The 17,565-nt window shown below is 37.0% G+C and carries 22 protein-coding genes; 8 read left to right on the top strand and 14 right to left on the bottom strand.

Features of this window, described 5'->3' with window-relative positions; all coding sequences use genetic code 11:
* Positions 1 to 35 precede the first annotated feature (35 nt).
* On the bottom strand, positions 36 to 656 hold the full coding sequence (locus ACWNMY_RS06465; RefSeq protein ID WP_449537421.1) for a biotin transporter BioY: 621 nt from the start codon (positions 654 to 656) through the stop codon (positions 36 to 38).
* 146 nt (positions 657 to 802) lie between these two features.
* Between ACWNMY_RS06465 and ACWNMY_RS06460 the strand changes: the two genes are divergently transcribed.
* The 3 genes from ACWNMY_RS06460 (at position 803) to ACWNMY_RS06450 (ending at position 2,623) form a co-directional block, all read left to right on the top strand.
* Positions 803 to 1,033 (top strand): hypothetical protein, encoded by a 231-nt coding sequence (locus ACWNMY_RS06460; RefSeq protein WP_449537420.1) that lies wholly within the window; start codon positions 803 to 805, stop codon positions 1,031 to 1,033.
* A 136-nt stretch (positions 1,034 to 1,169) separates the two neighbouring features.
* Complete coding sequence (locus tag ACWNMY_RS06455; protein WP_449537419.1) at positions 1,170 to 1,937, top strand: sulfite exporter TauE/SafE family protein; 768 nt, start codon at positions 1,170 to 1,172, stop codon at positions 1,935 to 1,937.
* Between the two features lie 227 nt (positions 1,938 to 2,164).
* A complete protein-coding gene (locus tag ACWNMY_RS06450) occupies positions 2,165 to 2,623 on the top strand; it encodes a helix-turn-helix domain-containing protein (protein WP_449537418.1) in 459 nt (152 codons plus the stop codon).
* 12 nt (positions 2,624 to 2,635) lie between these two features.
* Here ACWNMY_RS06450 and ACWNMY_RS06445 read toward each other — a convergent pair whose 3' ends face one another.
* The 4 genes from ACWNMY_RS06445 to ACWNMY_RS06430 all read right to left on the bottom strand — a co-directional run bounded on the left by ACWNMY_RS06445 (position 2,636) and on the right by ACWNMY_RS06430 (position 4,442).
* Positions 2,636 to 2,758, bottom strand: a complete 123-nt coding sequence (locus tag ACWNMY_RS06445; protein WP_449537417.1) for a hypothetical protein — start codon at positions 2,756 to 2,758, stop codon at positions 2,636 to 2,638.
* A 21-nt stretch (positions 2,759 to 2,779) separates the two neighbouring features.
* Positions 2,780 to 2,941: a hypothetical protein gene (locus ACWNMY_RS06440; protein WP_449537416.1), complete on the bottom strand. Its 162-nt coding sequence runs from the start codon at positions 2,939 to 2,941 to the stop codon at positions 2,780 to 2,782.
* 115 nt (positions 2,942 to 3,056) lie between these two features.
* The gene (locus tag ACWNMY_RS06435; protein ID WP_449537415.1) at positions 3,057 to 3,491 is read right to left on the bottom strand and encodes a hypothetical protein; all 435 of its coding nucleotides are present in this window, start codon (positions 3,489 to 3,491) and stop codon (positions 3,057 to 3,059) included.
* Positions 3,492 to 3,590: 99 nt separating this feature from the next.
* The gene (locus tag ACWNMY_RS06430; protein WP_449537414.1) at positions 3,591 to 4,442 is read right to left on the bottom strand and encodes an SDR family oxidoreductase; all 852 of its coding nucleotides are present in this window, start codon (positions 4,440 to 4,442) and stop codon (positions 3,591 to 3,593) included.
* 361 nt (positions 4,443 to 4,803) lie between these two features.
* Here ACWNMY_RS06430 and ACWNMY_RS06425 point away from each other — a divergent pair, with 361 nt between their 5' ends.
* From ACWNMY_RS06425 to ACWNMY_RS06415, 3 genes are read left to right on the top strand one after another with little or no spacing between them, the layout of a single operon-like run.
* Positions 4,804 to 5,412: a DedA family protein gene (locus ACWNMY_RS06425; protein ID WP_449537413.1), complete on the top strand. Its 609-nt coding sequence runs from the start codon at positions 4,804 to 4,806 to the stop codon at positions 5,410 to 5,412.
* Between the two features lie 13 nt (positions 5,413 to 5,425).
* The gene (locus ACWNMY_RS06420) at positions 5,426 to 6,490 is read left to right on the top strand and encodes a PQQ-dependent sugar dehydrogenase (RefSeq protein ID WP_449537412.1); all 1,065 of its coding nucleotides are present in this window, start codon (positions 5,426 to 5,428) and stop codon (positions 6,488 to 6,490) included.
* Positions 6,491 to 6,512: 22 nt separating this feature from the next.
* Positions 6,513 to 6,896, top strand: a complete 384-nt coding sequence (locus ACWNMY_RS06415; RefSeq protein WP_449537411.1) for a hotdog fold thioesterase — start codon at positions 6,513 to 6,515, stop codon at positions 6,894 to 6,896.
* 149 nt (positions 6,897 to 7,045) lie between these two features.
* On the opposite strand, the gene mnhG is transcribed toward ACWNMY_RS06415, so the two are convergent.
* From mnhG to ACWNMY_RS06380, 7 genes are read right to left on the bottom strand one after another with little or no spacing between them, the layout of a single operon-like run.
* On the bottom strand, positions 7,046 to 7,411 hold the full coding sequence (gene mnhG / locus ACWNMY_RS06410; RefSeq protein WP_449538402.1) for a monovalent cation/H(+) antiporter subunit G: 366 nt from the start codon (positions 7,409 to 7,411) through the stop codon (positions 7,046 to 7,048).
* Positions 7,395 to 7,679 carry a Na(+)/H(+) antiporter subunit F1 gene (locus ACWNMY_RS06405; RefSeq protein WP_449537410.1) on the bottom strand — a complete coding sequence of 95 codons (285 nt, stop codon included), beginning with the start codon at positions 7,677 to 7,679 and terminating at the stop codon, positions 7,395 to 7,397. Before ACWNMY_RS06405 ends, mnhG begins: the two co-directional genes overlap by 17 nt.
* A complete protein-coding gene (locus ACWNMY_RS06400) occupies positions 7,679 to 8,155 on the bottom strand; it encodes a Na+/H+ antiporter subunit E (protein WP_449537409.1) in 477 nt (158 codons plus the stop codon). Before ACWNMY_RS06400 ends, ACWNMY_RS06405 begins: the two co-directional genes overlap by 1 nt.
* 5 nt (positions 8,156 to 8,160) lie before the next feature.
* Complete coding sequence (locus ACWNMY_RS06395; RefSeq protein WP_449537408.1) at positions 8,161 to 9,642, bottom strand: Na+/H+ antiporter subunit D; 1,482 nt, start codon at positions 9,640 to 9,642, stop codon at positions 8,161 to 8,163.
* Entirely contained in the window at positions 9,635 to 9,976 is a 342-nt protein-coding gene (locus ACWNMY_RS06390; RefSeq protein WP_449537407.1) for a Na(+)/H(+) antiporter subunit C, read from the bottom strand. Before ACWNMY_RS06390 ends, ACWNMY_RS06395 begins: the two co-directional genes overlap by 8 nt.
* Positions 9,976 to 10,401, bottom strand: coding sequence for a Na(+)/H(+) antiporter subunit B (locus tag ACWNMY_RS06385; protein WP_449537406.1), 426 nt, complete (start codon positions 10,399 to 10,401; stop codon positions 9,976 to 9,978). Before ACWNMY_RS06385 ends, ACWNMY_RS06390 begins: the two co-directional genes overlap by 1 nt.
* Positions 10,398 to 12,803: a Na+/H+ antiporter subunit A gene (locus tag ACWNMY_RS06380; RefSeq protein WP_449537405.1), complete on the bottom strand. Its 2,406-nt coding sequence runs from the start codon at positions 12,801 to 12,803 to the stop codon at positions 10,398 to 10,400. The genes ACWNMY_RS06385 and ACWNMY_RS06380 overlap by 4 nt, the downstream gene beginning before the upstream one ends.
* A gap of 459 nt (positions 12,804 to 13,262) precedes the next feature.
* Between ACWNMY_RS06380 and ACWNMY_RS06375 the strand changes: the two genes are divergently transcribed.
* Entirely contained in the window at positions 13,263 to 13,484 is a 222-nt protein-coding gene (locus tag ACWNMY_RS06375; RefSeq protein ID WP_449537404.1) for a hypothetical protein, read from the top strand.
* A 232-nt stretch (positions 13,485 to 13,716) separates the two neighbouring features.
* Complete coding sequence (locus ACWNMY_RS06370) at positions 13,717 to 14,274, top strand: DUF5366 family protein (protein WP_449537403.1); 558 nt, start codon at positions 13,717 to 13,719, stop codon at positions 14,272 to 14,274.
* A gap of 16 nt (positions 14,275 to 14,290) precedes the next feature.
* Here ACWNMY_RS06370 and ACWNMY_RS06365 read toward each other — a convergent pair whose 3' ends face one another.
* The gene (locus tag ACWNMY_RS06365; protein WP_449537402.1) at positions 14,291 to 16,156 is read right to left on the bottom strand and encodes a transglycosylase domain-containing protein; all 1,866 of its coding nucleotides are present in this window, start codon (positions 16,154 to 16,156) and stop codon (positions 14,291 to 14,293) included.
* 84 nt (positions 16,157 to 16,240) lie between these two features.
* Positions 16,241 to 17,422 (bottom strand): MFS transporter, encoded by a 1,182-nt coding sequence (locus ACWNMY_RS06360; RefSeq protein WP_449538401.1) that lies wholly within the window; start codon positions 17,420 to 17,422, stop codon positions 16,241 to 16,243.
* Positions 17,423 to 17,565 lie beyond the last annotated feature (143 nt).

Here is a 17,565-nt window from a genome sequence, read left to right as displayed (position 1 = left end):
AAAATACCCGCGATTTTTTTCGCGGGGTATTTGTATTAAGAAGCTTTTATTGATTCTTCCTTTAAGCCTGCAACTGATTTACGTGTAACAGCACGATAAATTCTTGGTGAAAGAAGGGCTGCGAATATTGTAAACGCGATATCCTTCACAATAAACCATGCCATTACTGCCCAAGCAGCTCCATAACTCATATCGACCTCAAGCCAGAAGTTTAGAGCCAGATACATATAATTTGTGCCGATAAAATAATTCATGAAAAGGCCAATAAATGCAGCAATCATGAAGGTTTTTAAGGTTGGTACCGCTTTTGATTTCTCTACAACTTTTCCTGCAAAGAATGCAACTGCGATAAACGATAAAATAAATCCACCTGTACTTCTTAAAATTACACCAAAACCAGCCTCAAATCCTGAAAAAACGGGTGCACCTGCTATCCCGATTAGCATATAGACAATCATTGAAATAGCACCTAAACGACTACCAAGCAAAAGACCTGCTAGAACTGCAAAGAAGGTCTGCATGGTTAAGGGAACACCTGCTACCTGTAGAAACGGTGCAAAAGATGTGATGTTCGCCCCGATTGCCATTAATGCTGCAAACATTCCTATATATGTAATATCTAAAGCTCGAATCCTAGGTTTAGCTACAGTTTTCATTTTATGTTAACCTCCAAAAATTATTAGTTAACAAAATAGTAAATGAATACAAAATATATGTCAACATAAAAAAATATATAGTTTACAAGAGGCGAGGTTTAAAAATGAATTGTATCAACCATACTTTTTTAAAGGAGGTTGATACAATGACACCGTTACAGGTAGAAGAATTATTTGAAACGTACGGACTTCATCATCTTTATCAAAAACTACAATACCCATTGTGGATAGCAGGAACAATGGATTTTGAAGATTGTGACGTGCTTGAAGCATTTTTTGAGTCATATGATTTTGAGAACGTTGATAAAATATTTGTAGACGATTTTCTTTTTCAATTTCTTACGTTTAAAAGAGCATACAAGTACCTGCACTTATAGTATCAATAAGATAAATTGATTCCACCATTTATTATTGCTGAAAAATAAATGAGCTGTCCTATTAAAGAAAAATGTGTCAAAAGGGTTGACCTAAAAATATAATGCCCATATCCGAGAATGTTGGGAGCGGTCGGAAATGAGTATAGGAATTGTATTAATGGGCCTTTTTGTCGGATTTTTAGTCGGGTTAACTGGTGTTGGTGGAGCGGCTTTATTGACCCCATTTTTAATATTAATTGGTATTAATCCCTTAGTTGCAGTTGGAACAGACTTCGTCTATAACTCAATCACGAAATTTTTTGGATCTGTACAGCATTTTCGGCAGAAAACGATAAATTTTAAACTAGTAAAATATTTAGCAATCGGCAGTATTCCTAGTGCAATCATAGCGGTAACGTCTTTACACTTCCTAGGGGGAGACAAATTTTTTCAAGAAGAAATTGTGAAGCATGCCCTCGGATATGTGTTAATGATGGTAGCAATCGCAACTGTTATAAAGACCTTATTTAGCTCTCGTTTTTCAAGTAGTTCTTACAGTTTAAAGCCAATTGAAGATAAAGCAAAGGCGACCATATTACTAGGAGCAATTTTAGGATTTATCGTGGGGTTAACATCAGTGGGATCTGGGTCATTGTTTGCTCTTGCGATGCTACTGTTCTATAGATTGCGTGCTTCTGAATTAGTGGGAACAGATATTGCACACGCGTTTATTTTGGTTACGGTAAGTAGTTTTTTTCATGTCGGGTTTGGAAATGTAGACTTTTTATTGGTTGCGAATTTACTATGTGGGTCAATTCCTGGTGTTATCATCGGAAGCTCACTCTCAGCAAAAGTACCGATGAAACCATTACAAACGGTAATTGGTGTGATCATTTTCATTAGTGGTTTAAAGTTAATTTATTAAGGACAGCCAAAATTGCGAATTGCGTTACCCTGGTGTAAAATTACACTAGGGTTATTTTTTATAGGATAAGGATTTATGTAGGTATTAATGCCTAGCACTAGGCGCCATCCCGTTCTGGTCTATGCCAGTCGCCTTGGAAGGTAAATGCAGCTTCTGTCAGCTGTCGCCTATGGCTGCGAGCCTTAGGCTTCTCTTATGAAACTTGAATTAGAAAATAGGTGGTAGATATGGACAAGGAATATATAACACAATTACTTTCTGAAAAGATGAAATTAGTTCGAACCGAAAAGGGTTACACGCAAGATAAGATGGCTGAGATTTTGGGAATTTCAAAAAAGACTCTTGTTCAAATTGAAAAAGGAAGAATTCAAGCAGGCTGGACTTGTGTTGTTGCAGTCTGTGCGTTATTTCGGGATAGTGAGACAATTCAAGCAGCTTTAGGGGAAGATCCAATCGATGTCCTTGAGATTGTTGGACATAACGGAATTGACCGTGCAAAGGAACGTACAATGGGTGGTAAAGTTTGGTGGAAGGAACTTCAGCATTCTGGGGAATTTCGTCTTCAACAAAATGTAATTAGCCAGCATTATCGAATTTTAGATAATGCGAATTTTCGATGGTATTCTTCTTTTGATAAATCTGAAGCAATTACAAGATTTAATGAGTTATCCAACTCAAAATCATAAAAGGGGCATTGCTTACTTAGCCCCGTTTTGTCTCACTTGTTTAGTTGGTTTTGTTGTTCTATTTTTTGCATATATAGATGAAGGTAAGTTGTTATTCATAGCTGCTTCTTCATTTAATTGCTCTTTTTTTGCCATAACTACCTCCGTGACTTGCATTTATTGTTCGATTGTAAAATCGTCATATCGTTTATTTAGATATTCATTTTCACCAGTAGCAAAATTTATATTTCGAAGATCTAACTCGGGATCTAGTTGGTTCACAAGTTGTTCTTCTTTGCTTTGATTGACTTTTTGTCTGTCTGTATCTCTATCTTCCACTGTTTATACCTCCTCGTGTACTTATCATTTCCTAACTTGTACACTATTCATTCCTGGATAAAAAAAGAACGATAGGCCATTTTTTACCTTCGTTCAAGATATTGTTCCTTATTCATTAACGCCATCTCAAGGTGATAAGTAAGTGACAGCATTCCTCATTACCAATCATGGAAGTTAATTTTAGGTTTATGCCATCCGGATTAAAGGATGTGTCGACATGTGCTTTTATTCCTGTTGACTTTAGTAATCGTTCTACTTCTTGATCGTTGGATTCCTGTGCAGCAGCCATCACCTGCTGCGCAAATGGTTTTGAATCAGCTAATTTAGCAAGTACTAAGCTTGCATCTCTCATAAGACTTCGCATTTGTATGGCTGATTCATTAAATAATGTTGGGTCAACACCAGGTAATTTTCGATGATCTTGGTAAGGATAATACGACCTTTGTTCAGGAAATATGGAGTGTCCTGTAATGTTTGAATAGTAACCTGGGTATAAAACAGTTCTTGGGGGTCCTTGATGCCCGTAAATAAATGGTTGATAGTAGTACAACGGTAGTCCTCCCTTATCAAAATTCCCTTACAATATATGTTAATAAATTGATAAGGTGCATCTTGATGGTACTTAGAGGACCATAGGAGTTTGTCTATACTACTGCCTATTACGTAACATTTTCAATACAATGCGTTCCCATATTCCCCATGGAAGTGTCCTTTTAAGAAAAATTGACCCTTTTACGCCTTTCCCAATTGGAAAGCGGAGTTTTTTCATTTTAGGCCGTGCTGCAAGGTGAGTAATGAGTTTTGCTACTTCTAATGGGTCACCATATGAAGACTGACCGTTTTCAAGTCTAGCTTCAATTTTTTTCAACATGTTATGGTAGGGAGAGGTAGGTAGCATTGACTTTTCTGCTATTACCTTTCCACGGCTCCAAATATTCGTCTTAAAAGATCCCGGTTCAATAAGAGCGACATCTATTCCAAATGGCCGGACTTCGAGCTGTAAACACTCGCTCCAGCCCTCTAGAGCGTATTTTGATGCAACATAAGGGGAAAGACCCGGGAACCCTATTTGACCGCTGATACTGCTAATATTAATGATTTTCCCACTACCCTGCTTCCTCATAAACGGAAGAACGAGCTTTGTAACCTCTATTAGTCCAAAAAAATTAGTATCAAATTGGGCCTTATATTCACGTAGTGAAATTTCCTCTGCAAACCCTGCTCCAGCAAATCCAGCATTATTTATTAGAATGTCAACTCTGCCAAGCTTTTGAACAGTTTCATTAAATGTAAGTAATGAATCAGAATCTGTCACATCCAATTGACAAAAATGAATATCCTCATGGATACCAGAGCGTGCCAATTCGTGTTGAAGATTTTCCTTTTTACTGATATCTCTCATAGTGGCGATAACTTGATAATCATTTTTAAAAAATTCAATCGCTGTTAAAAGTCCAATTCCACTCGATGCACCTGTAATAATTACAATTGGTTTCCCCATTTTCCTTCTCCCTTAAAAAGCAAATTCAGTAGTAAAAATTAGTTACTATTATTATCCATTTAATCTTATAATAGAATAAGATTGGTATCTATAACTTTGTTCAGAAGAAGTCCTTCACTATAAAAATGGTGATATGAATGCAAGTAGAGTATCAAATTAAATAAGTGGTTCAAACTCAGTAGAATGAAGATAAGCTCAGGCGGATGCCAAGTTTTTCAAGGGGATTCTCGAGTGTAAGATCAAAGACTAAGAACGCCACGACCTGTGGCAACGTATTTGCCCTACCTCGTGAGTACCTCTAAATAGGCAGGCAAGCAAGCCAAGGTGCATTGGATCTAATACCTACCCTATGAAGGCAGGGATGTCATTGGATATAAACGAAGTTGTCAGTGTTATTCAAGATCATGGATATATTGGACTGTATTTGTGGCTGTGGGTAGGGGCGTTTGTAATCCCTATCCCAAATGAGGTCATTGTTTCAACAATTGGATTTTTTGCTTCAGAAGATGTTTTTGTACCATGGAAAATTTTGATTGTCACATATTTAGGTATTCTGACAGCTGTTACAACAAGTTACCTCTTTGGACGATTTGCTGGAAAAGCAATGTTTTTCTTATTAAGTAAGCAAAGTAATACGAGAAGCAAAGTGGAGAAGTCCTTGTTACTCATTGAAAAATATAACACGTTTGCTCTGGCTTTTTGCTATTTTGTGCCGGGATTTCGCGTGTTATTTCCCTTTCTATTTGGCTTTAGCAAGTTCCCTTTTATTAAATTTGCTACAATCCTTTATAGTGCTATTTTTCTTTGGGTTTCGATGATTTTTTCAGTTGGGTATTTTGCGGGTGAGGAATTCATAAGTGCATTTCTCAAATACTACGACATTGTTATCGGGATTGCAGTTGGAGCATGCGTTCTTTATATCATGGTTAAGATAAAAAAGGCACGTAAGCTACGAAGGCTTTCACATTGAGAGGATGTATGTAATGAAAAAAATCTTTGTAAGCCTCTTCTTATTTGTACTTGTAGGATGTACACAGCAAGAACAGGAACAAAAGGCAAAGGAAGAACCGAGCAAGGAGGTTGTTTCATCTCCCACTATCTTTGCAACCAATCTTCAAATTCCTTGGACCATTGCCAAGGTGGATGAAACTTTCTTTCTTACAGAACGAGTGGGTAGGTTATCACAAGTAAATGAAAATGTTACAACACAGCAGCTAAAGCTAACAAAAGAAATTTTGCATGAAGGTGAGGGTGGCCTTTTAGGTTTTACACTAGCACCTGATTTTGATACAACAATGCAGGCATTCATGTATCATACATATAGAGAGGATGGACAAATCTTTAACAGGGTTATTACTGTTGAAAAAGATGGAACCATTTGGGAAGAAAAGAGGGTCTTACTCGATAAAATCCCTGGGGGCAGAATTCATAATGGTGGTCGAATAAAAATCGGTCCTGACCAAAAACTTTATGTAACAGCAGGGGATGCTGGGGAGCCAAACAATGCTCAAGACCTAACGAGCTTAGCTGGGAAAATTCTTCGAATGGACTTAGATGGTTCCATACCTGATGGAAATCCTTTTCCGGATTCGTATGTTTATTCTTATGGGCACCGAAATCCGCAGGGCCTTGCTTGGGATGAAACTGGCAAATTATATAGTACAGAGCATGGCCAAAGTGCTCATGATGAAATCAATGTCATACAACCTGGAATGAATTATGGGTGGCCGGTAATAGAAGGAGATGAGCAGGATTCAAATATGGAAACACCACTCTATCATACCGGTGACTATACATGGGCACCGTCTGGAATTCAATATGCAAATGGAAAGCTTTATATAGCAACACTACGGGATTCAAAAATAAGAAGCTATGATTTACAAACAGGAGATATTGAGGTTGTGCTTGATATAAAAAGTCGGATGAGAGATGTGTATATTGAAGATGGATTCCTTTACACCATCACAAATAACCGAGATGGACGTGGGGATCCAAAAGAGGGTGATGACAAGCTCCTCTCACTCCCGATATCCAGTGTTAAAGAGTAGCTTAAGAGGGTAGGGAAGAAGAATGGTAGAAAACACATTGATAGCGACATTGGGGATTAAAATTGAAGAAGTGACTCCAGACCGGGTTATTGCAACTATGCCAGTGGATGAAAGAACACGACAACCTTTTGGTATATTACATGGTGGTGCCTCTGTTGCATTAGCTGAAACAGTAGCAAGTATTGGGACATATAATCTTGTTGATCAGGATACAGAGGGCTGTGCAGGTCTGGAAATCAATGCAAATCATATTCGTTCGAAAAAATCCGGAGTAGTAAAAGCGATCGGCACGCCACTCCATAAAGGAAAAACAACGATGGTATGGGATATAAAAATCGTAGATGAAGAAGAGAAACTTATTTGTGTCTCACGTTGTACAATGGCAGTTCTAAAATTGAAAAAGTAACAAGGAGAGCGAGACTTTGAAGTCTTGCTTTTTTTAAAGAAAGGGATTTGGCACATAACAGGAGAACAAGGCACAATTTTCGAGAATGTGTGTACGAAATACAAGGCTATATTTAAAAGAGCGAGGACTACAAAGTCCTCGCTACTTCTTTACTGACCAGTATTCTCTTTTACATGTTGTTCTTTATGTTTTAAATCGTCTTGAACACTTTTCTCCCAAAGTGGAACGTTCGAATTATATGCCGCACGAGCGATTAAATGTCCAGCTACAGGAGATGTTAAAAATAGAAAAACAAACCCTAGAAGTACCCTCGCATTCATATAGCCCTCAATCACCCAGAAATATAAAAATGTTCCGAAGAGTATAGCGAGTACTCCTAATGTTGCGCTTTTTGAAACGGCGTGGTTCCTCGTATAAACATCTGGTAAGCGAAGGATACCTATCGCGCTCAGGATACTAAGAAGTGCTCCGAACAAGATAATAATCCCAAAAAGAATTTCAAGCGTCTCGATCATTTTCAATTACGACCCCTTTCTCAAGGAACTTCGAAAAGGCTACCGTACCAACAAATGCTACAATGGCAATCAATAAGATGACCTCAAGGAACGAATTAGACCGAAGGATAATTGAAATAATGGCAGTTATTCCAACTAGATTAACTCCAATCGCATCAAGCGCTATAACCTTGTCAGGAATAGAAGGTCCCTTAATTACACGGTATAAAAAAGCAATTGTCGAAACCGATAAACAAACTAATGCAATATTAAGTAGTATTTCGAACATTATCGGCTCACCTCCATAATTGCTTTTTCAAACGTATTTTTAATGGAATCAATCGCCTCATCTGCATCCGGGAGATCCATAGCGTGTATATACAGTAATTTTCTATCGTCTGAAATATCAACTACTAAGGTACCAGGTGTAAGTGTAATAAGATTAGCTAGCACCATGATTTCCCAATCTTTTTCTAATTCCGTTGGTAAGGCAAAAATACCAGGTTTAATATCAAGTCTTGGTTTCACAACAACCTTCATAATAGCATAATTTGATAGAATTAATTCCCTGAAAAAAATCAGTATTAGTTTGATGACCGCCCATACGTTGTTAAGGTAAAAACGTTGTGGGAAGTATCGTCGCAAAATAAAAATAAGAAATAGTCCAATCAAATATCCGCCAAAAAATGCTCCAAAATCATATGCATTCGAGATAAACATCCATGTCACTGCAATAAATAGATTTAACACTAATTGTAACGCCATAATATCTACTCCTTTAATACAGCTTGGATATAGATTGATGGATCCGTTAAATCCTGAGCTGCTTGAGAGATATACGGATAGAACCATTCAGCACCAAATCCAAGTGCAATTGAGAGTGAAAGTAGAAGAGTAATTGGAAACAGAAGTCCTTTTGTCGATCCTTTTTCTTCTTCTTTCCTAAGCTTTGCTTCTCCCCAAAATCCGTTCATGAATATCTTCATTACCGAATAAAGAACGAGAAGACTTGAAATTAAAATTGCTGCGACAAGTGCGTAATGCTCTGCTTCTAGACTTCCCTTAACAATGAGAAGTTTTCCGATGAATCCACTAAATGGTGGAATGCCTGCAAGTGAGATTGTTGCAATAAAAAACATCCAGCCTAAGTACGGATGGTGGTTGATGAGACCACCCATTTTCTTCAGATTGCTTGTACCAGTTATTACAATCATTGCTCCGACTAATAAGAAGAGAGCTGCTTTCACAATCATGTCATGAATTAAATAGTATATCGACCCAGTTAAGGATGTTGGGGTCAGTGTCGCAACACCTACTAAGATGACTCCAACTGCAGTTAATATATTATAAATAATAATTTGTTTGACATCCCAGTATGCAACTGCCCCAATAACGCCAACGACAATAGTAAATCCAGCTAGAATTCCGATTAACGTATGCGTAAAGGCTGTGTCATGATGGAAGATAATTGTAAACGAACGTATTATCGAATATATCCCAACCTTTGTAAGTAGTGCCCCAAATAGTGCTGTAATCGGTGTTGGCGGAGCATTATAGGATCCCGGTAACCAGAAAAACAACGGAAATATTGCCCCTTTTAAACCAAACACAATTAAAAACAAGATGGAGATAACAGTTACAATGCCAGGTTGTCCAAGTTCACTAATTTTTGCTGATAAATCTGCCATATTGACTGTACCAGTTACTGCATATAGATAAGCTACAGCAATAACAAAAAGAGCAGATGAAATGACATTCACCAATATGTATTTTATTGATTCACGTAATTGAGGCTTTGTTCCTCCATGCACGATAAGAACGTAGGAAGACATAAGCATTACCTCGAAAAATACAAATAGGTTGAATAAGTCACCTGTTAAAAATGCGCCTAATACCCCAACCATTAAAAATTGTACGGAAGCATAATAAAAGAAAGATTCACGTTCTTTCCCAATATTACGAAACGAATAGATGATACAGGCTAGTACAACAATGCTACCCGTTGTAACAAGGAGAACAGCAAGCATATCAGCTACTAACACAATACCAAACGGAGCATTCCAATCACCAAGCTGCAACGTTTGAATCCCATTAGTATATACTTGATGAACAAGCGATAATGATACAATAACTGTGAGAAGAGTGGAAAGTAAACTTACTACCCTAGAAGCTTTCGTATTATTATTTATAAAAATTAGAATGATTCCTGCCAAGAGAGGAATCAGAATTGGAAGGATTACAAAATTATTCATTACTATCATTTCCCCTCAAATTATCCATGTTGTCTGTCCCTAGTTCTTGATACGCTCTGTAGGCAAGCACAAGGATAAAGGAAGTTACCCCGAAGCTAATAACAATCGCTGTTAGAATAAGAGCCTGTGGAAGTGGATCAACATAGTTCTTTGTTCCTTCTACGATTATCGGTGCAGCTCCATGCTTTAGTCCACCCATTGTGAGTATTAGCAAATGAGCTCCATGGCTAAGTAAGCCTGTTCCCACAATTACCCTAATGAGGCTTTTTGAAAGTATCAAATAGGTTGCTGCAGTAAATAAAATACCGATTAAAACAGACATTAGAATTTCCATTAATCATCATCCTCCCCGATTGTTTGAATAATGGTCATGGTTACTCCAACAACAACTAAATACACGCCGGTATCAAATAATACTGCAGTTGCCAACTCGGTTTTACCAAAAATAGGTAAGTTAAAGTAACCGAAGGTATGCGATAAGAATGGGACATTAAATAAGAATGAACCCATACCTGTTAATACTGCGATTAGTAAGCCGAGTGCAGCTACCTTTTTAAAGTCAAAAGGCAGTACTTTATTAACTGTTTTCATATCAAAAGCTAGAAGGAGGAGGACAATTGCGGCAGCCGTAATCAGACCACCGATAAACCCTCCACCTGGAGTATTATGACCTGCAAAAAAGAGATTGAGGGAGTAGGCAAGAATGATGAAAACAGTAATCTTTGTTGCCGTTTGTAAAATTAAATCGTTCGTTTTCATCCTTCTTTCCCCCTAGATAAGCGTAATTTTATCATTGTGAAAATACCTAAAGCGGCAATACCAAGTACGGTAATTTCAAACAATGTATCAAAGCCACGGAAGTCAACAAGGATGACGTTAACCATATTTGTGCCGCCACCCTCATTATAGCTATTTTCAATAAAATAACGAGAGATGGAATCAATAAGTCGAGTACTATTTGCTGAGATAGCTAATAGAGTCACGATTGTTCCTACACCTAATGAAATAATCAAATTCGTAAATCTAAAACGTAAAGGTTTTTCTTTTTTCTGTAGTTTTGGTAAGTGATAGAAACATAAAAGGAATAACGCTACTGAAACTGTTTCAATAACAAGCTGTGTTAATGCTAAGTCAGGTGCTCGGAATAACACAAAGAATAATGAAACAGTGTATCCAACAGCTCCAAGTGCGATAATGGCTGTTAGTCTTGATTTGGCAAACAGAATCGTCGCAATTCCAAGTACCATAACAAATGCAAGTACTGCTTCAAAAAGTCGTACAGGTGCCACATGTGTTAAATCGAATGCAAACCCATTTTTAAGTACAAGTGAGCTTCCTAATGCCAAAATAAAGAAGGCAAATATGATAACCAGATAGTCACGGATAACACCTGTCATATAAAAACGGTTTAACCATGAAGCTGATCTTTCCATCGATATAAGACCATGGTCATACAAGTTATTTAGCGTCAAACGCTTTGAAAATAGGTTATAAATACCTGTCCATTTTGTAAGCAACAGGAACATAATTGTACCAAGAACGACTACACCGATTGACATGAATAGTGGAGCGTTCCATCCGTGGAAATATTCAAAGTGAACATGAAAGTTCATACCCTCTCCTAATAAGCTTGGAAGGATAGAAGCCACTGCTGGCTCAATCACAGTTGGAGCTAATATATTTGAAAAGAATCCAAAAATAATAACTAATGAAGCTAAGATAATTGGTGAAATCAACATCCCAATTGGTGCTTCATGAGGCTTTTTGTCAAGCTTTTCAAATTGCTGTTTTCCAGTAAAAGTCTTAAAAACAAGAATCATGCTATAGATAAAAGTAAATACACTAGCAATCCAAGCGAGGATTGGGAATAGGATTCCAAAGGTTTCCATATTAAAAATATCTAGTGTTGTTGCATTAACCATCGCCGTAAAAAACGCCTCTTTACTAAGAAACCCGTTAAACGGAGGTAGTCCGGCCATAGAAAAGGCTCCGATGACAGATAACGTGAATGAAATAGGCATAACGGTCATTAATCCACCTAGTTTTCGAATATCACGGGTCCCCGTTTCATGATCAACAATACCAACAATCATGAACAAGCTTCCTTTAAATGTAGCATGGTTAATTAAGTGAAAAATAGCAGCGACCGTTGCAGCTAGGTATATGTTACTCTCCGCATCACCGTAATGTAGTGCTGCTGAGCCTATGCCAAGCATGGACATAATCATCCCAAGCTGACTTACTGTCGAAAAAGCTAGTATCCCTTTTAAGTCAGTTTGTTTAACGGCGCTAAAAGATCCCCAGAACAAGGTAACAATTCCGAAAATCGAAATAATCCAAAACCATTCGCTAGAACCTGCAAAAATAGGACTTAAACGCGCAACAAGATAGATACCTGCTTTTACCATCGTTGCAGAATGCAGATAAGCACTGACAGGAGTTGGTGCTTCCATCGCATCTGGCAACCAAATATGGAATGGAAATTGAGCAGATTTAGTAAACGCACCCAATAAAATTAATAGCATTGCTGGAATGAACAGAGAATTTGTTGGTAGCATATCAACCTGAGCTATCATTTCTCGAATACTAAACGTATTGGTCATGTTAGATAGTAAAACAAAACCAGCAAGCATGGATAATCCACCAAAGACGGTAATTAACATCGATTTTTGTGCACCGTATCTTGATTTTTCACGATTGTGCCAATAACCGATTAGTAGGAACGAAGATAAACTCGTTAGTTCCCAAAATGTATAGAGAACAATCACATTATCTGAAAGAACCACCCCGAGCATAGCACCCATGAAACACAATAAATACACATAAAACGTATGTAAGGATTCCTTTTCCTTAGACAAGTAATAAATAGAATAGAGGACAACTAAGGCACCAATACCGGTAATCAGTAAGGTAAACAAGAGTCCTAACCCATCAATATAGGCGATAAAATTCACACCAATTGAAGGCATCCATTCTGCAGTATGTATTACTGTATTTCCATTCATTGTATCCTTCATAAATTGAAAGAAATAAGTGAACAACAATACAGGTAGAACTAGGACAAACCATCCTGTATGAATTCCACGCAAATACTTGCGTAAAAACGGAATAAGTATAGCCATAATAAATGGAGATAATATGGCCCAATGTACAAGTGACAAAACAGTACCCCCTCAACAAATTATCAATGTGCCTTGGCGTATTTCCGCCCGAATTTTTTTTAGGCCCACACGAAATAAATCACAAAGCGTTGCCACAGGAAGTGGCGTTCTTAGTCTTTGATCAATTCTCGAAAGGTTTCCATTAAAATATCGTGGCATCCGCCGGAGGCATTAACTTTATTCAGCCTAGGTTATAATTCCTATGCATATGGGAAATCCTTTTTGCATTCTCCCACTAATCATAGAGGACAACTGCTGAACAAAGTTATATCTCTAAAAATTATATACCAATTATTACGAACTTGCATGCCTCGCACTTTATAGTGTCACCAAGTTTTCTCACTGTTATTAAATATGTAGAAACGCGTGTATTCTTAGGGGAAAATTTATAAAAAATTTTTTTTAAACAGTATAAAAGAACTATTTTAATTAAATGCTAGTAGCAAGAGGTGATTTTTTGTGAATGCCAAAAAAGGAATTGTTGCATTAGCCATTTTTGCTTTTATGTTTATTGGAGCATGGTGGATTCATGAACAAACAAAAAGAGAATACATAGTTGAGGGGCAAGAAGAAAACCAACAACAATTTCAAATACAGACAGTAGACTCAGAAAATACAGAGGAAGTTCTCATATTTCCTAAATTCAGACCACGTGAATATATACGAATTGAGGGGAAATAAAAAGGATGAGAAGAAAGCCCTCATCCTGCTGCATACTACTATTTTGAATCATTGGTTATGAATAGTCTTATTCTAAAAGTGGAGCAACTAGGACTGTAGGTACTCTTTCCTATAGTAATAGCCCCGTAGTCTAAGTGTATTTACCAAAAAGAGATTTACTACAAAAATATGTATGTTAAAATCGTAAAAGAATATCAAAAATAGTTAAAATGTTGGAACTGAGGATATTGGAATGAAAAATACATATTTCACAAGCTATTTTCCGCTTATTGCAATCATACTATTTAGTATTTCGTTTGCTATTTTTACGGAACTACAAACATTAGAACTGTTAAAACAGATTGGAATTTATCGCGGAATGCAAGAATTCTTCTCACCAACCTGGATTAATTTTTCGATCTTCTTTCTCTTTTTTTTATTTTATTTCATGATTTTTGCTGCATTAAAATTAATTGCAAACACATTATTGGAGTTGTCTCTTTTGTTTTTTACAAGAGATAATAATGGTGAAAGCTTGTCGAGGATTCGAACAGGTTCGTTTTTTTACTTAATTGGAGGAGGGCTTTCATTAGCCTTTGTACAATCGTTTTATGGACTTGTTATCTTGTTCTTACTGGTGACCCTTGGTTATTTTATTTTTTTCGTCTATCGCATTCAAGATAAGCTTAGCCTTGGTGGTTTAATTGGGGTGGTTTTTTTTCAAACACTGAGTTGGTTTACCTTTTTTATGACGGTTACGTATGTCTGTATAAGGCTTTACAATAGTATCATCGCAAGCTTGCCTATTTAATAAAAAAAGAGCCATGTTACTGGCTCGCCTCCATTATGTCTTTCCATATATATATTTGAGGTTTTCTTGATTCCATAAATTCAATACTCTGCGATTGGTCGTTACCTACCCAAACCCCAGCAGTATATGTATCTGTTAAACCGATAAACCAGAGGTCTTTTACATGATTAGTCGTGCCAGTTTTCCCACCCACATAGCCGGATGAGATATTCGCTTCCTTCCCAGTTCCTGATTTTACAACGTCTGAAAGCAGCGCCCTCATCTTTTTGGTTGTATCCGTACTCCAAACTGATACCGGTTGTTCCTCCCATTCATAAAGGATTGTGCCTTGTAAATCGGTTACCTTTGTTATGCCTCGTGCTCGAATAAACTGCCCATTATTGGCAAATACAGAAAATGCATTTGTCATCTCTAAAGGTGACATTCCATATGTGAAACCTCCAATCGCAGCTGGCAAGTTCTGATCGTCTTTGACAACATTTGAAAACTGAAGCTTGTTTAAATAAGAAAATGCTTGTTCAATTCCCACCCTCTCTAATAACCTTACAGCGGGAGTATTATACGAATACTTGAAAGCTGTACGTAAACTCACATCTCCATATTGGCCACCGCCATAATTTCTGGGGCAATACCCATTTTTACAATAGTTATTCGCATTGATAGTTTGTGAAATTGATGCGCCAGTTTGATCAAAATAAGGGGCATACACAAGCAAAGGCTTGATTGCGGAACCTGGCTGTCGATATGCTTGGAATCCTCTATGGAAGGAAAATTTTTCATAGTTTTTTCCTCCAACTAATGCTACTAGTTTATCTGTTGTATGATCAATAACTGCAGTTGCACCTTGAACGTTTTCATGTGGTATGTATTGATTCAGAGACTGTACAGCTTTTTCTTGAATTTGCGGATTCAATGCTGTTTCAATAATAATTCCTGACTCCAGAACTTCTCGAACACGGTTGTCCAAGCTCTTTTGTAGCTTATCCTTTTCATTCGGTGTCGTAGTATGATTGATTTTTTTGAAAAAACCTTCTTTTTGAGCAATTAATTCTTCAAATTCGTTAAAAATATAGGTTGTATAATCGGGGTAGAGATCAATTTTTTCTCGAATCGTTACCTTAATTGGATCATTAACAGCTGTGTTATATTCCTCATTAGAAATAATTTTTTTTTCAACTAAATCTCTTAAAATACGTTCCTGCCGTTCTTTTGTTTTTGAAAAATTAGTGATGGGATTGTATAGTGTTGGGTTGTTTGGTATCGCACTTAAAAATGCAATTTCAGCTAATGATGCCTCTTTAATAGAGTGATTAAAATATAGCTGAGAGGCTGCCTCAATCCCGTAAGCCCCATTTTGGAAGTATATAGCGTTAATGTATAATCCTAAAATTTCCTCTTTTGTTAGTACTCGTTCCAACTGATATGAATAAAGTAGCTCACTTAATTTTCGATTATAGGTTTTTTCATTTGTTAAATACAAATTTCTAGCTAGCTGTTGGGTAATTGTACTTCCACCTTGATCAATTGAATCATTGTGTAAATTAATAAAAGCAGCTCTGCCAATACCGGTAATGTCAAAGCCAAGGTGTTCAAAAAAATGCTGATCCTCAATTGTTATAAACAAATCCTTAATAATCTGTGGGATTTCTTCAAAAGGGAGAGCTGTCCTAGATTCATTATGGTGAATTTCAGATACGATAGCACCGTTTGTGTCTTTGATATAGCTCGTTTGCGTAAGTGAAACGTCCTCAATCGGGATTTCTGAATCTAAGACTTCAGGAAAGCTTTTTGCAACTTTTAACTCACCATTAACTAGGAATAATACAAAAATGAACATTAAAAATAAACTGAAGGTAATGAAATATCCAGTATGTCGTCTCATATCAAAACACTCTTTCGGTATATGATTCTTTAATTATAAGAAATTATTAAATGAAAAAACAGATGGTGTTCACCATCTGTTGAGTTATGCTGCTCGTTGCGCTGATTTCTCCGAGTGACGGGCAACACTTAGCCATAATATGATACCAGCCACTAGAAAAAGGCCACTAGTTACAAAGAAGACGGTAGAAATACCGAAAAATCCACTTAGTATTCCACCAGATACCGGACCAATGAAATTTCCTAAGAAGCGAAAGCTAACATTATACCCCTGAACCTCACCCTGCATTGAAAGTGGTGCTACCTGGCGAATATATGCTGTCATACAAGGGATTAATCCACCAACTGCCATTCCAAATAAAAACCTACATAGTACCAGTTGCCAAAGTTCGCTAACAAGTCCCTGGGGGATAAACATGATGGAAGACGAGATAAGAAGGATTGTTACTATTTTCTCGTGGCCGAATCGGTCCCCAAATTTGCCCCATTGCCTAGTAAATAATAAATTACCAAAACCAGTGGCAGAAAAAGCCATTCCAGCTAAAAACACAATATTACTACTGTCTGTTAATTGAGTGACATATAATGCAAGTAGGGGCTGTACACTAAAATTCGCGACTTGAATTAATAAAGATATAAACATAACGGTCAGTAATACAGGATGTTTAAAGATATAGACTAAGACCTCTTTACGAGTATATTTCTTACTTCTTTCGTTTGTTTCTTGTGGCCTAACTTCCTTAATACCAATTCCGACTAAAGCAACTGCTAATAAAATAACAGATGCAGTAATAACAAACGTATATTGGAACCCTACAGCGTCTGCTAATAGTCCGCCTAGTAAAGGACCAAATAAGCTCCCAGAGACGTTACCCATTTGAAGTGTTCCTAATGTTTTACCGGCGATTTCTTTAGGTGTTTGTGCCGAAATAAGGGCAAGGGAGGTTGGAATAAATCCGGTAACTGCGCCCATGAAGAGTCGTAGGAAAAATAATTGTTCAACAGAAGTCACATATCCCATTAAGAAAATACTAATCGCAATGCCCGTCCCTGTTAGTAAAAGAATCTTTTTATAGCCATTTCGGTCACCAAACCGTCCCCAAAGAGGAGACATAAAAAAAGCTGTTACAAATGTTGCTGCAAATACAATCCCTGCCCAACGTTGTACATAGCTATCAGAGTAATCTCCAAATGTTTCAATATATAACGATAGAAATGGCATAATCATAGTAGCGCTTGCAGCAACGAAAAAATTCGCAAACCACATGATTATTAGATTTCGTTTTGCTGTTTGGATGGATAACACCTTCTCATTCCAATTATTTCGATTTACTAAATATTATAGAATATTATTGTACGTAATTAAAGTACTAAAAGTCTTGTATATTTATAAATATATTCTGAAAAATA

Source organism: Ferdinandcohnia sp. Marseille-Q9671 (assembly GCF_976954385.1).
This window is presented reverse-complemented; position numbering and strand designations above follow the sequence as displayed.